Annotated in this window: 12 protein-coding genes; 2 read left to right on the top strand and 10 right to left on the bottom strand. The window is 65.9% G+C overall.

Going from position 1 to position 14,651, the window contains the following annotated elements:
- Positions 1-67: 67 nt before the first annotated feature.
- The 5 genes from EO174_RS18390 to EO174_RS18360 form a co-directional block, all read right to left on the bottom strand.
- Positions 68-2,002 carry an XVIPCD domain-containing protein gene (locus EO174_RS18390; protein ID WP_126946552.1) on the bottom strand — a complete coding sequence of 645 codons (1,935 nt, stop codon included), beginning with the start codon at positions 2,000-2,002 and terminating at the stop codon, positions 68-70.
- 131 nt (positions 2,003-2,133) lie between these two features.
- Entirely contained in the window at positions 2,134-4,152 is a 2,019-nt protein-coding gene (locus EO174_RS18385; protein WP_126946549.1) for a M2 family metallopeptidase, read from the bottom strand.
- A 902-nt stretch (positions 4,153-5,054) separates the two neighbouring features.
- A complete protein-coding gene (locus EO174_RS18370; RefSeq protein ID WP_119132555.1) occupies positions 5,055-6,710 on the bottom strand; it encodes a phosphoethanolamine--lipid A transferase in 1,656 nt (551 codons plus the stop codon).
- Complete coding sequence (locus tag EO174_RS18365; RefSeq protein ID WP_104650293.1) at positions 6,707-7,471, bottom strand: phosphatase PAP2 family protein; 765 nt, start codon at positions 7,469-7,471, stop codon at positions 6,707-6,709. The genes EO174_RS18370 and EO174_RS18365 overlap by 4 nt, the downstream gene beginning before the upstream one ends.
- 100 nt (positions 7,472-7,571) lie before the next feature.
- Positions 7,572-9,311, bottom strand: a complete 1,740-nt coding sequence (locus EO174_RS18360; protein ID WP_164739873.1) for a glycosyltransferase family 39 protein — start codon at positions 9,309-9,311, stop codon at positions 7,572-7,574.
- 136 nt (positions 9,312-9,447) lie between these two features.
- Between EO174_RS18360 and EO174_RS18355 the strand changes: the two genes are divergently transcribed.
- Together EO174_RS18355 and EO174_RS18350 are read left to right on the top strand one after the other, a co-directional pair.
- Positions 9,448-10,164 carry a response regulator transcription factor gene (locus EO174_RS18355; RefSeq protein ID WP_104650291.1) on the top strand — a complete coding sequence of 239 codons (717 nt, stop codon included), beginning with the start codon at positions 9,448-9,450 and terminating at the stop codon, positions 10,162-10,164.
- Complete coding sequence (locus EO174_RS18350) at positions 10,157-11,440, top strand: HAMP domain-containing sensor histidine kinase (RefSeq protein WP_126946540.1); 1,284 nt, start codon at positions 10,157-10,159, stop codon at positions 11,438-11,440. Before EO174_RS18355 ends, EO174_RS18350 begins: the two co-directional genes overlap by 8 nt.
- Here the strand turns inward: EO174_RS18350 and EO174_RS18345 are convergent.
- The 5 genes from EO174_RS18345 to minC all read right to left on the bottom strand — a co-directional run.
- Entirely contained in the window at positions 11,437-12,252 is an 816-nt protein-coding gene (locus EO174_RS18345) for a sugar phosphate isomerase/epimerase family protein (RefSeq protein ID WP_126946537.1), read from the bottom strand. The two genes, EO174_RS18350 and EO174_RS18345, sit on opposite strands and share 4 nt — an antisense overlap.
- A 328-nt stretch (positions 12,253-12,580) precedes the next feature.
- Positions 12,581-13,078 carry a hypothetical protein gene (locus EO174_RS18340; RefSeq protein ID WP_126946912.1) on the bottom strand — a complete coding sequence of 166 codons (498 nt, stop codon included), beginning with the start codon at positions 13,076-13,078 and terminating at the stop codon, positions 12,581-12,583.
- Between the two features lie 63 nt (positions 13,079-13,141).
- Entirely contained in the window at positions 13,142-13,399 is a 258-nt protein-coding gene (minE, locus tag EO174_RS18335; protein WP_005994583.1) for a cell division topological specificity factor MinE, read from the bottom strand.
- 2 nt (positions 13,400-13,401) lie between these two features.
- Complete coding sequence (gene minD, locus EO174_RS18330; RefSeq protein WP_016901689.1) at positions 13,402-14,211, bottom strand: septum site-determining protein MinD; 810 nt, start codon at positions 14,209-14,211, stop codon at positions 13,402-13,404.
- Between the two features lie 36 nt (positions 14,212-14,247).
- Positions 14,248-14,651 (bottom strand): septum site-determining protein MinC (gene minC, locus EO174_RS18325; protein ID WP_164740260.1); only part of this gene is annotated, 404 nt, incomplete at its 5' end.

Raw genomic sequence — 14,651 nt, 5'->3', positions numbered from 1 at the left:
GCGTGGATGGGCAGTGGTCGGGCTGAACTGCGCCAGCGCCTGGCTGCGGATCAGCCAGTGCGCCGGATCAGCGCGCCGGTGCCTGTCGCTGCAGGTCCTGTTGCTGCGTCTGTTCCTGCGCGGCGGCGTTGCGATCCTGCCCGGCGCCCAGCGCCTGCGCGCGCTGCAGACTGTGGTCCACCGGCGTCTGCTGCGCGGCCTGCGCATCGAAGGGTCCGCGCAAGTGGGCCGGCGAATCCAGCGCCCCCTGGACCACGAAGCCCTGTGCCGGGTCGCGCCCCAGCACCACGTGATCCACGCGCTGCAGCCCATGCTCGCGCGCGGCCACCAGCGCTCCGGCTGCCAGGCGCTCGCTGTCCGCATCGGGCACGCGGCCACGCGCGGTCTCCAGCTGCTCCACCGCTGCGGTGCATTGGTTCAGCAGCGCATGGTCCGGATTGGCCGGATGGCGTGCATCCGAGGCGGCGGTCGCCGTCGCTGCCTGGCGCGGAACGACCTCGGCATCGATGCGCTGCAACTGGCCGTCGTATGTCCCATCGGCACCGTCGGCGATGCGCTGCAGCCGCTCGACGAATGGATACGGCGTGCTGCCCACATTGCGGGCCATCGCGATCGCGAAGCGTTCGGGTGACTGCGGCGCGGCGCCGCGGTCGCCGACCAGCGAGCTCAGCGAGCTGCCGCCGATCCTGCTGGCCTCGACGCTGGCCTGGGTCTGCTCCATCAGCGCCTGCATCTGCGCCTCGCTGAAGGCCAGCGTGGTCTTCTGCCCTGGCGCGATCGCACCGGTGCCCGCCATCTCGCCGCTCAGCGCACTGTTGAGATTCTGCGCGATCGCCTTTTCCTCGCTGGCCTCGTTGCGCCCGCCCAGGCGTTGCAGCAGCCCCGGCGTGGCAACGTCGCCATCGATCTCGAAGCGGTAGCTGCGGTCCTGCACGCGTTCGGTGTCGTTGCCGTCGTACTGGCGCACGATCGTCAGCGGCACGTTGTCTCCGTATTGCAGCTGTTGTACCACCGTGTAGCCGTCCTGGCCCGGTGTGCTGATGCGCACCTGGCTGCCCTGGTTGCGGTTGCCGGCCACATCGGCGCTGAGCGGGCCCAATTCCAGCTGCAGCCGCTGCTGCGAGCTGAAGTTGATGCGCTCCAGCGTCTGTTGTTCGTCGACGCCGGGCACGCCTGATTCCAGCGTGCCCTCGCGCACGAACTGGCCCATGGCCGCGAGCGCACGCGGATCGGCCAGGTCGAACTGCGCACTCTCCACCCGCGACTGGCCCAGGGAGTCGGCGCGCCCGAGCAGAGCCTGCGCCGGTCCCACCTTGAAGCCAGCTGCGTTCACCGCCTCGATGGCTGCGTTGGGTCCAGTCACCACCCGCACGTGGCGCTCGTCCACACGCTCGATCAGGTAGCTGCGGCCGCTGGCTTCGGTGATCTCGCTCTGCATGCTGAGGTGTTGCAGGCTCGCCGAGGAATCGCGCTGGGTGTAGGTCTGCGTGTCCATCACCGCACGCGCGCCGACCGGAAGGCTCTCCGGCTGTAGCGGATTGACGCGCGCGGCAGCCTCTGCAGGCTGGTCGGCACCGGGCAGCGTCAGTGCGTAGCGCATGCGCTGCCCGCCACTGACACCAGCTTCGATGTTCAATTTGCCGTCGCCGAGCTTGGTCTGCAGGCTTTGCTGCTGTCCGGTACGCGCGTCGGCCTCCAGATTGAAGGTGGTGGCCTTCGCGTCGGCATCGCTGAGCTTGCCCAGGCCCAGCGAGGTGCTGGTCTGCAGGCTGTTCTCGCCCAGTGGCCGGGCCTGGCTGCCGTTGCTCTGCTCACTGGTATGGGAATACTTGACCGACTGATCTTCGGGGTTGAGCTCCACGGTGCTGCTGCCCAGTTCCACCGAATAGTCGCTGTTCTTGCTGCTGTAGGTCGGGTCGAACGCGCGGTCGTTCGCGTCGTCGATGAGCTGCTTGTTGGTGTCCGCGTCGCGCGGGTCCGGGCCGGTGGAGGCGTTGTTCATTGGATGCATCCTGCATGCTGCGCCGGTGCAGCGGGCGCGCAGTATATCGCCGGCGTTTTTGGCATTTATCAAATCAATGTTATGCGGCGGCCAGGGCGGCGGCCGCCGCATGCCGCAGGGAAAGCGGCGCGTCAGTGCATCGCGGCAGGCGGCGGCGCGTTGCTGGCGGCAGCGGGCGCGGTCGCCTGCCAGCCGCACAATTTCCCCTGGTTCTGCTGCTTCAGCCACTCGTTCATCGGTGCGAAATATTCCAGCATCGGGCCGGCATCCAGGCGCTCGTTGCCGGTGAGTTCCTTCAGCGTGATCTGCCAGGGTTGGCTGGCGCCACGTTGCAGCATCGACCAGAACTTCTGCCCGGCGTCCTTGTTGCCGTAGAAGCTGCACTCGTACAACGGGCCTTGGTGGCCTGCGGCTTCGCACAGGCCCTTGTAGAACTGGAACTGCAGGATATGCGCCAGAAAATACCGGGTGTACGGCGTATTGCCCGGCACGTGGTATTTGGCGCCGGCATCGAAGAACTCCTCGCCGCGCGGGGTCACCGGCGCCACGCCCTGGTATTTGGCTTTCAGCTCCCACCAGGCCTGGTTGTAGTGCTCGGGGGTGATCGAGCCATCGAACACGCCCCAGCGCCAGCGGTCGATCATCAAACCGAATGGCAGGAAGGCAACCTTGCTCAGCGCCATGCGCATCTGCGAATTGATCAGCGCCTCGCGGCCGGCCTGTTGTTCGCCCACCATGCCGATCGACTGCAGATACTTGGGCGTCATCGCCAGCACGATGGTGTCGCCGATCGCTTCATGGAAGCCATCGTTGGCGCCGTTCTGGAACAGCGGCGGCAGCGGGTTATAGGCCAGGTCGTAATAGATGTGGCCGAGCTCGTGGTAGATGGTGGTGAAATCCTCTTCGGTTGGCTTGATGCACATCTTGGTGCGCACGTCCGCACCGATGTTCTGGTTTGGCTCGCCGCCCATGTTCATGTCCCACGCGCTGGCATGGCAGACCACGTCGCGGTCCAGGGGCTTGATGAACTGCGACCGCTGCCAATAGGTGTCGGGAAGCTTGGGCATGCCGAGCGAGGTGTAGAAGTCCTGCGCACGCTCGGTCATCTGTTTTGCTGTGCGCAGTTGCGCTTCACGCTCGGCCTGGAAGCGGGCGCCGCTGCCGCCTTCGGTGCCCGTGGTGCGTGCCAGCACCGCACTCAGGTTGCCCTGGTATTGTTTTTCCAGCGCGGCGGTGATGTCCAGATCGCCGGCACCTGGATACGGCTGCAGCAGGTCCCACAGATTGCTCCAGTCCTGCTGCCACATATTGCCCATCAGATGTGCGGGCAACATGCCGCCGGCAAGCTCGCCCTTGTCCTTGCCGTATTGCGTATCGAGTTTGCCGCGCGCATAGCACTGCAGTTGTGCGTACAGCGGTTTGACCTGCTCCCAGAGACGGTCGGTTTCGCTGGACAGTTGCGCTGGCGGCATGTCGTAGCCGCTGCGCCATAGCACGCCGACATCGGCAAAGCCCAGTCCGCGCGCGCCCTCGTTGGCGAGCTCGACAAATCGCTGGTAGTCCTTGCGCATCGGGATTGCGGTGCCATGCCAGCCCTGCCAGGCATCCAGTTGCTCTGCGTAATCGCGGCTGCTGGCCAGCACCTGCTCCAGCTCGCCGAGCTGGCGGCAGCGGCGTTGCTCGCCATCGCCCACGCAATAACTGCCCGCGCCGTAGTCGCCTTCCATCTTGGCGGCGATCCGGGTGAGCTCCGCCAGCTTGGCTGGGTCGCGTGGCGCGGGCAGGGCGCTCATCAGTTTCAGCAGTTGCAATGCACGCGCGCTGTCGGCCGACATCGGGGTACCTGCGTACTGCTTGGATTGTTCGATCCAGCGGTCCAGCTGCGCCAGCGAGCGCTCGTTGGCCTTGGCGGCCAGCAACTGGGAATCGCCATTGATGTAGGTCGAAGACAACCACTGCGCGGCAGTGACTTCCGGGTACGCGGCCTTGTACTCGGCGCTGATGCGAGCAACAAACTGGTCGGCGCTTTCCTGCGGGGCGGTTTTGGCCGCAGCGGGCCTGGCGGGTGCTGCCGTATCCCGACGGCAGGCCGACAACGACAGCGTGCCGGCGGCCACGGCCAGTGCCAGCCACAACAAACGAGGATTCACGGGTGGTCCTTGCGGTGAAGTCCGACGCAGGCTAGAACGCAGCGCGGTCTACCGCAAGCACTGTCACTGCGCACGCGACGCGGACGTCTGCAGGTGCATATCTGCTGATCAGGGGAGACGAAGGTCCCGCGACGATGGGTGGCAAGGACCCGTCGAGATGGTCGGTGTGCATGGCTTTCAGTAAAACAGTCAGCACACTGTCTGGTGCGGTGTCCTCGCCGATTGCGGGACCGTGTGGCGGCATGGATGCCGCCACCGAGCCCCCAGGGACGGGTTCACGGCGTGTCCCGCAAGCGGTGAGGGCACCGCGCCCTCGACGCTGCAAGTGTGCTGCAGGGCCCTTGCCCGCCCACCATCGCAGGACACGCCGCAAGTACGTCCTTGTAGGCTCTGGCGCGGCATCCATGCAGCTCAAGGTCCCGCGACGGTGGGCGGGCAAGGACCAGTCGAGATGGTCGGTGTGCATGGTTTTCAGTAAAACAATCAGTACACCGTCTCGTGCGGTGTCCTCGCCGCGCCCTCCACTGACTAAGCTCTTGGCTCAAGCATTTGATCGCGCTTAAACGATGCCAGTGTTCTAAGTCCCGATTGCTCTGGATGTCGTGCTTTAAAGGCCTGGGCAGCATCGATAGATTAGTTGCAGGGGGCTGATCTGCGGCGTTACTGCAGGGCCCTTACCCGCCCACCCTCGCGGGACACGCCGCAAGTACGTCCGTGTAGGCTCTGGCGCGGCATCCATGCCGCGTAAGGTCCCGCGACGGTGAGCGGGCAAGGGCCAGTCGAGATGGTCGGTGCGCATGGAAGAGCAGTGCTGGATGCGCCCTGCTCGATCATGACGTGTCGGCTCCATGTCTGAGGGGCGCTGCGCACTCGATAACCAAGTTCGGAGTATCCAACCGCGTTTATCCCGTGCACTGCGCAAACAGATCGCGCTCGCGTGCATAGGCGCTGGTCTTGACCTGCATCAGCCCAAGCACCGATGGGAACAGCGCGTCCTGGTCGGTGTATTGGCCGGCACGGTGGCGCAGGCAGGTTTCGTCCAGGCCGCGGTCGCGAGCGAACTCCGGCGAGAACCACATCACCATCGGGACATGGGTCTGCTCCTTGGGGGCGATCGCGTACGGCACACCGTGCAGGTAGAGGCCTTTTTCGCCTAGCGATTCGCCGTGATCGGAGAGGTAGATCATCGCGGTGTCGTAATCCTGCAGCCCGCGCAGTGCGTGGATGGCCTGGTTGAGGAAGTGATCGGTGTAGGCGATGGAATTATCGTAGGCGTTGACGATGTCCTGGCGGCTGCAACTGCCCAGGTCGGCGGTCTTGCATACCGGCTTGAAGCGCTCGAACCGTGCCGGGTAGCGCTCGAAATAACTCGGTCCGTGGCTGCCGAGTTGATGCAGCACCACCACGCGGTCGCCGGGCTTTGCCCGCACTTGTGCAGCCAGATCGCTCAGCAGGATCTCGTCCATGCAACGGCCGTCGGCGCACAGCCCTGGCGTGGTGGCATCGTCCAGCTTCTGGATCTCCAGTCCGTCGCAGACGCCCTTGCAGCCGGATTGGTTATCGCGCCACAGCGTGGAAATGCCGGCATGTTCGAGCACATGCAGCAGCGACTGGTGGCTGCGGATCATGTCCTCGTTGTAATCGCGGCGGCCGAATGGCGAAAACATGCACGGCACCGAGACCTCGGTGCTGGTGCCGCACGAATGCATGTCGGGGAAATTGATCACCCCGGCCTGCGCCAGCTCGGGTGTGGTCTGGCGCGCATAGCCGTTGAGGCCCCAGTTCTGCGCACGCGCGGTTTCGCCCAGTACCACCAGCAGCAGGCGCGGACGACTTCCCGGTGCGCGTGGCGTGGCCATGGCATCGTGCTCGACCGGTTGCCTGGGCGCGTGCTTGATCGGCGAATCGGACTTGAGGTTCTGCCGCAGCGCAACGATGTAATTGATCGGCGTGGCCAGGTAACGCACCTCGCGGTGGTTGCGCATCAACGCGGAGACGTCTTGCGAGGACAGCATCGCGCCGGCCGCGCCGAGCACTGCCACCACCAGCAGAAAGCCGGCGCGGGTTGCCAGCGATCTGCCGATGCTGCGCGCGTGCAGGCGAATGCGCCACAACAGCGTGGTCGGAATCAGGAAGTAGCACAGCAGCGGCAGGATCAAGCCGGGTGTGAGCAGCTCGCGCGATTCCTTGTGGTCGGTATGCAGCACGTTGCGCAGCATGTCCGCATCCAGATAGACGTTGTAGCTGTCCATGTAGTGCGCGGCCAGCGCTGTGGTGAACAGCAGCAGCGTCAGCAGTGGCTTGGCGTTCCAGCGCCAGACCAGCAGGCCCAGCAACAACGCATGCACGGCCACCAGCAGCGCCATCAACGAGATGGCAAACCCGAGGCTGCCCGGATGCGTGGCCATGGCCGTGTGCCAGAACAGCTGATTGCACACCAGTGCAAAGAACACGCTCGATAACAGCACCAGCGTCTCGGTCGAGACCGTGGGGCGCGTTGTCCAGGTCAGTGCGCGCAGGCGTTTGCGCCCACGCGATTGCGGTAGATAGGTGCTCATGCTGCATCCCCCGATTGCAACACCACTTCATTGGCGCGATGCGGTCGAGCCAGCATCCCCCAGTACAGTGCAAGTGCAGTTCCCCAGCACACCGCCAGCGACCACAGGTCGTGCGACAGGAAATGCGCGCCGCGCAGTTGCTGCGCAATCCCGAACAACAGCCCTGCCGCGATGCCCAGCCACAATGCAGGAACACGCCATGCAGGACGCAGTGCCAGCGCACAGAAATACAACGCCACCCACGCATAACCGGCACTGGCGTGACCTGCCGGAAAACAACCGGACGCGGCAATGCCATGGCGCGATTCGAACAGCCCGATCATCGGCTGGGTGCCGCCATAACGGCTCAAATCCCAGGGGCAATCCATCGCCGTCCACGACTTGAGCAAGGACACCAGCGAGGTCGACAGTGCGATCGATGTAGCCAGATAGGTCAGCGGCCAGCGCAGCACACGCAGGCGTGGCCGGCACCAGGCCACCAGCGCCAGCACCAGCACGCTGACAGCGGCTGCGGTGCTCAGCCATTTGCCGACGCGGTGAATCACGCCGCTGGTGAACCAGTGGTCCTTGAGCAGCCAATGCCCGCCTTCCAGCCGATACAGCGCATCGGCAATCCACTGGTCGCCACCGGCACTCATCAACAACGCGCTGAGCACTAGCACGCCGGCCAACGGTAGCCACAGATGCCGAACCAGGAAGCGGGTTTGCGCAGCAGTGGCTGTGCGCGTCAGGGCAGGTGCGTATACGGGAAACGTGGTCATCGAAGCATCGGCCGGTGGTCTATGCCCGGCATCTTCGAAAGCGGCATGTCGGAAAGCGGTCGGACCGGGGTTGCTCGGCCGTTAACACGCTATCCGGCGTTCAGTCTGTCTCGCTGTCGCCGGCACCAGGATCGGTATCGGTATCGGTATCGGCGGCAACGCAGCCGGCATGCCATGCCGTGCCCGGCACCAACTGCCATTGATTGCGATTGGATTCGCCAACATCGAAACGTTGCGCCGGATCGATGCAGGCCGGTACTGCCTGCTTGAGGACGAACAACCAACGACGCTCGGGGGCGTGTGCAAGCCAGGGGCCTGCCTTGGCCCATTGCTGCTGCCAGCTTGCCTTGAAGCCGAAGTCGGTCACCGCCCGGTCCGCCTGCAGCATGTTCTGTTCGCGCCAGGCCAGCATGCCCAGCTCGGCATCCGGGCCGATGTGCTGCCCCACGCGCTGCATCACCCGCGCAGCAGAGCTGTAGGGATCCAGTGCAGGCATCAAGCCCAGGCCGTAGACGATCCATAGCGCGGCGGTCACCGCCACCACCGCGGTGCCGGTGCGCTTGCCGCGCGACCACGCAAGTGCCGCCAGGCCGACCACGCCCAGGCCGATCAACCACACGCCGACCGACTGCAGCGAGGCCAACGCCATGCCACGCTTCAATGCAGTGTTTTCCGCCCAGTGCAGATGCAGTGCGATGCCGCTGCCCAATGCAAGAGCGGCCAGCGCAAGCAGCAGCAGGTAGCCGGTCAGCAACATGCGGACGCCACGCTTGCGCAGCAGCCCGGCCAGCAGCGGTGCGGCGGCGATGCACAGGGCCGGCAGCATCGGAAAGATGTAGACCTCGCGCTTGCCCGGGCTGGCACTGAAAAACACCAGCACCAGCAGGCTCCAGGCAAGCAGCAACAGATAGCGCGGGTCGCCGCGCCGCAGCCGTCGCCACCACGCCGGCAGCAACCATGGCAACACCAGGCAGCCCGGCAACCACAGCGTGGCGATCACCTGCAGGTAGTACCAGGCCGGTTTGAGGTGATGCCAGGCGTGCGCGTAGCGGGTGCCGGTCTGCTTGAACAACAACTCGTGCGCGTAGGCGTGCAGCGCCGGCTCGTTGCTCTGCCACAACGCGATGCCGAGCGGACCAAGCCAAACCGCAGTGCCGGCCAGAAACGCCGGCAGCACCAGCAACCAGCTGCGCCCAGCTTGTGCGCGTGCCGGCAGCACGCTCCAGTGCCTGCGCGGCAGCGCCATCCACGGCAGCAACAGCAGCAATGGCAGAAAGCCCACGCCCTTGGTCACCGTACCCACGCCGGCTGCGAACACCCCCAGCATCCATGCGCGCCAGTCCGGCCCGCGTAGCAGATGCCGCAGCATCCCCCACAACGACAGCGTGGTCAGCGCCACCAGCACCATGTCGATCTGCGCACGCTTGGCCATCAGGCCGAACTGCAGCACCGCAAACAACCCCAGCACCGCATGACGCGCCACGCGCCTGTTCCATAGACGCCGTGCGATGTCCCAGGTCAGCCACAAGGTGGCGAGCGCAGCCAGCAGCGAAGGCAGCAGGAAGGCGACGGTCCAGTGCGGCACCAGCTCGTAGCTGGCCGCCTGCAACCACATGAACACCGGCGGCTTTTCGGCATACAGGTCGCGGCCGCGATGCGGCAGCAACCACTGGCCGGTCTCGACCATGCTGCGTGCGGCCAGCACAAAGCGCGGCTCATCCGGTGGGTTGGGCTGGCGCAGGCCCAGGCCTGCCAGCAGGCTGACGATGATCAGCACCACGGCGGCAAGCAGTGCGCGCTGGCGGGAAGTGGCGGCGGAGATGGCAGGCGACACGCGCACGCCCCGAGCGGTGGGGCGCCACACTATCCGGCTGGCAGGTCGGAATTTTGTCGGAACCCTCCAGAGCGGCCGTGTTCGGCCAGGCTCGGTTAGGATGCGCACATCGTCCCTGCCGGGCCGCCCTGGAAACGCGCTCATGCGGCTGCTGGTCATCGAAGACAACCGCAACATGGTTGCCAACCTGTTCGACTATTTCGAAGCGCGCGGGCACACCCTGGACGCCGCGCCCGATGGCGTCACCGGCCTGCACCTGGCCACCACCCAGCACTACGATGTGCTGGTGCTGGACTGGATGATGCCGCGCATGGACGGCCCGGAAGTACTGCGCCGCCTGCGCGAGCAGCACCAGTCCGAATTGCCGGTGATCATGCTCACCGCCCGCGACGAGTTGCCCGACAAGATCGCCGGCTTCCGCGCCGGTGCCGACGACTACCTGACCAAGCCGTTCGCGCTGCCGGAACTGGAGGTTCGCATCGAGGCCCTGCTGGCGCGTGCGCATGGGCGCCGACGCGGCAAGTTGCTGCAGGTGGCCGATCTGCGCCTGGACCTGTCCACCCTGGAAGCCACCCGCGCCGGCCAGGTGCTGCACCTGTATCCGGCCTGCCGCAAGTTGCTGGAAGTGCTGATGCAGGCCAGCCCCGCCGCCGTCACCCGGCAGCGTCTTGAGCAATCGCTCTGGGGCGACGATCCGCCCGATGGCGACATGCTGCGCTCGCATATTTACGAGTTGCGCCGCAGCGTGGATGGCCCATTCGCGCAGAAACTGATCCATACGCTGCCGCGGCTGGGCTATCGCCTGGCGCCATTGGAAGGCGCCGGCGATCAGTCCACGGGCGAGTGCAGCGATGCTTAGGCAGCGCCCGTTGGGCCGTCGCGTGCTGGTGTGGTTGTTCGGCTACACGCTGCTGATGGTGCTGGCGGTGTTCGGCACCGCGCAGTATCTGCACGAGCGCGCGGAACACGGCGTGTGGCGCTCGTTGTTGAATTCGGAACTGGACAGCATCCTGGACCGCAGTGCGCAGAATCCGGATTACCGCTGGCAGGACTCGGACACCCTGCGGTTGTATCGCGTCGACGGCAGCGCGACGGTGCCGCCGGTCCTGCGCACGCTGCATCCCGGCCTGCACGACGAGCTGGAGATCGCCGGCCGCCAGAGCGCGGTGATGGTGCGCGACACCCCGCATGCCGGGCGCCTGGCGCTGGTGCTGGATATCACCGACTTCGAAGCGCTGGAGCAGTTCATCACCCGCTGGATGCTGGCCGCCGGTGTCGCGTTGATCGGCATCACCTTGTTGATGGGCACGTATGCGATGGCGCGGCTGGTGCGCCCGCTGGTGGAGCTGGCGCGCGACATCGGTGCGCTGCGTCCGGAGCGGCGTGCACAACGCATTGCTGTTGGCCCGCAGGGCAGCGCCGAGCTGTACGTGATTGCCGATGCGCTCAACGATTATCTCGATCGCAACGGCCAGTTCGTCGAACGCGAACGCGCCTTCATCGACAGTGCCAGCCACGAGTTGCGCACCCCGCTGGCGGTGATCGGCAACGCTGCCGAACTGGCACTGGAACAACCCGGCACCCCGTCGGCGGTGCGTCATCAACTGGAGCGCATCGCGCAGACCAGCGCCGCGGTAGAGCAGTTGATCACCTTGTTGCTGGTGCTGGCCAAGGACCCCGGCCGGCTGACGCGCAGCAGCGATCCGCTGCGCCTGGATCTGTTGCTGCCGGAGATCGTCGCCGACCACGCGCATCTGCTCGCCGACAAGGATCTGCAGGTGCTCACCGACCCGCTTCCGCCATGCAGCCTCACCGCACCGGTGGCGATCGTGCAGACCGCCATCGGCAATCTGTTGCGCAACGCGATCGAGAACAGCGACCGGGGCATCATCCGTGTTTCGCTATCGGCACCAGGGGTAGTGCGCATTGCCGACCCGGGCCACGGCATGACGCCGGAGGAGATCAGCGCGATCTACGCGCGCCTGGCGCGCGACAACGCACGCCAGGGCAACGGCATCGGGCTTGAGCTGATCGGACGGCTCTGCGAGCATCTGGGCTGGCATCTGCACTTGGATTCCAGCGCGGGGCAGGGCACGGTGGTGACGCTGGATCTTAGCGGCGCGCAGCGCAACTAATCGCCGGCACGCTCAAGGCAGCTGCGCAGTGCGGCCATCGCCGCCGCCGCGGTGGCCGGAGCAGCGGCAGCCTTGCGGACATCGTTGAAGACCTCGATGCCGATCGGCCCTGTGTAGCCCATGCCGGCCAGGCGCCGCAACAGCGCCGACAGCGGAAAGCAGCCTTCGCCCGGCAGCAGCCGCGCATGCCGCGCCACCGCGGCCAGCGCACCTGGCGCCACCGGCTGCGCCACATCGCATAACTGCACATTGGCGATGCGCGTGGCCGGGATGGCGTCCAGGTCGTCCAGCCCACGGCCTGGCGCGAACAGGTGGTAGGCATCCACCACCAGATCGATGTTGTCCGCGCCGCTGGCACGCACGCTTGCCCACGCGGCAGGCAGGGTGTGATTGACCGTGCTCCACGCCATCGGTTCGTAGGCGATGCGCAGGCCGTGCTCCGCCGCGGCACGGCCCAGCCAGCGCAGATCCTCGACGATCCGTGCAGGCACGACGTCGGCACGCGTGTTGGCCGGTGCCTGCACCACACCCGCGCCCAACGCGGCGGCGGTTTCCAGCATCTGTAGCGCGTGCGCGCGGCAACGGTCGCGTTGCGCGTCAGCGGCACCGTCCACATCGCGCAGCACCTGGTAGTCGGTCAGTCCAAGCCCGAGCTGGTGGAGGGCGCCGCGCACCTGCGCCGGCGATCGCGCCAACTGCTGCAGATCCTGTTCCCACAATTCGATCGCATCGAAGCCGGCCGCCTGCGCGGCCGACAATTTATCGGCTGCGGTGCCGCCCAGCAGCACCGTGTTGAGAAACAGGCTATGCATGCGCTGCAGCCTACGCGGCGTGGCGTTGAGGACATGTCTGCGCCGTCGTGATGCTGCGCGGCGTGACCTGCAGTCCTACGAAACGCCGCGCCTGGCGATGCGCGCGACCTGCACGGAGACGGCAGCCGGCATGTTTTACACGCGAGCATTCGGCATGGTCTATGCGGATGCTGACGACCCCGTCGTCTGCAGCCTGCTTGTGCCACACAGTGAAGTGGCACTGCAGTGCGTGGCCGCTGGCTCGATTCGGGGGCTGCATGCTGGCAGCCTGTGCATGCCGGCCTGCAGGTACGCCACGGCCTGACGATCAGGTAGCGGCGATCCGGCGTTACTGCGGCAACAGGTTGCGCGCGAGCAGCCAGCTGCGCGCATTGTCCGCGTCCTGCTCGAACCAGGCGCGCGTGGATCCGAGCCGGTAGGTGTAGCCCCAGGTATCCATGTCGGCCATCAGGCGCGCGCTGCCCACGCCGGGCAATTGCTCGGCCAGCAGGATCTGCAGGTAACAGGTGGCGTCTTCTTCATCCACCGAATCGGTCGCGTCGGTATGCACGGCCGCGCGTTTGTCGGCCGGCAGGACGATCAGGTGCCCGGCCTCGTGCAGCAGCGAATGCACCGGCGTGTCGTCACGCACATAGACATCGCAGCCGATGATGCCGGCCTCCGGTTCGCCCCAGAAACTGCCGGGGATCGGCGCGCCGGCGTCCACCCGATGCAGGCGCAAACCATAACCGGAGAGCAGGGCAGTGGGTGCATCCAGGCCGATATCGCCCACGCACAACACGCTGGCTGGCTCGGCGCTGGAGGAAGGTTCGATGGTCACACGCAAGGGCTCGCGGTCGGTTCGGGCCGTCACCGCAGCACCGTGCAGGCACGGTGCCACGGCGATCGCCTACTTGTCGCCGTCTTCGGGCAAGGCGACGGAAATATCGAGCACGTCATGCTCGCCATCCTTGACCAGGTCCACCCGCACCGCATCGGCGTCGATGTTGACGTACTTCTTGATCACTTCCAGCAATTCACGCTGCAGCAGCGGCAGGTAATCCGGACCGCCGCGGTGGTTGCGCTCCTGCGCAATGATGATCTGCAGGCGGTTCTTGGCCGTCTCGGCGGTGTTCTTCTTGCTCTTGAGAAAATCGAGCAGGCCCATGCTTACCCTCCGAACAGCTTGCTGAAGAAGCCTTTCTTCTCCACGGATATGAATCGCATCGGGCGCTCTTCGCCCATGATGCGGGCGACCGCGTCGTCGTAGGCCTGGCCGGCCGGGGACTCGGCATCCAGGATCACCGGCTCGCCCTTGTTGGAGGCATTGAGCACGTCGCCGGATTCGGGGATCACGCCGATGGCCTTCAGGCCGAGCACTTCTTCCACGTCGGTGATGCTGAGCATCTCGCCGCCTTCCACGCGGCCCGGGCTGTAGCGGGTCAGCAGCAGGAAGGCCGGCACGGTCTGGCCTTGCTCGGCCTTGCGGGTCTTGGAATCGAGCAGGCCGATGATGCGGTCCGAGTCGCGGACCGAGGAGACTTCCGGATTGACCACCACCACCGCGCGGTCGGCGAAGTACATCGCCAGGAATGCGCCTTTCTCGATACCGGCCGGCGAATCGCAGACGATGTAGTCGAAGCCGTCGGCGGCCAGGTCCTTGAGCACCTTCTCCACGCCTTCCTGGGTCAGCGCGTCCTTGTCGCGGGTCTGCGAGGCAGCCAGCACGTACAGGTTGTCGAAGCGCTTGTCCTTGATCAGCGACTGCTTGAGCGTGGCTTCGCCATGCACGACGTTGACGAAGTCGTACACCACGCGCCGCTCGCAGCCCATGATCAGGTCCAGGTTGCGCAGACCGACGTCGAAGTCGATGACGGCGACCTTCTTGCCGCGCCGTGCCAGCCCGCAGGCCAGGCTCGCGCTGGTGGTGGTCTTGCCGACGCCGCCCTTGCCGGAGGTGACTACGATGATTTCAGCCAAAGGATTTCTCCGAAATATTTCTGTGGTTGGGCTGCGTCAATCCAGCGCAGCGATCTTGATCTGATCCTGCTCCAGCCAGACCTGGACGGCCTTGCCACGCAGGTCCATGGGAACATCGTCCAGCACCTTGTAGTGGCCAGCGATGGCAACCAGTTCGGCGTGGAAGTCGCGGCAGAAGATGCGCGCGTCAGGGTTGCCCTGGGCGCCGGCCAACGCGCGGCCACGCAGGGTACCGTAGATATGGATGCTGCCGTCGGCGATGACCTCCGCTCCGGCACCGACCGTACTGAGGACAGTCAGGTCGCAGTTCTCCGCATATAGCTGCTGGCCCGAGCGCACCGCGTTGCGTTGCATGCGTCCAGGTGCCGGCCGCGCGGCAGGCACCTGGACGCATGCAACGCAACGCGGTGCGCTCGGGCCAGCAGCTATATGCGGAGAAC

This window comes from Xanthomonas sp. BRIP62418 (assembly GCF_003993495.1).
In the GTDB taxonomy this organism is placed as follows: Bacteria; Pseudomonadota; Gammaproteobacteria; order Xanthomonadales; family Xanthomonadaceae; genus Xanthomonas; species Xanthomonas euroxanthea.
The sequence above is the reverse complement of the archived record's forward strand: the minus strand, read 5'-3'. Positions and strand labels throughout refer to the sequence as shown.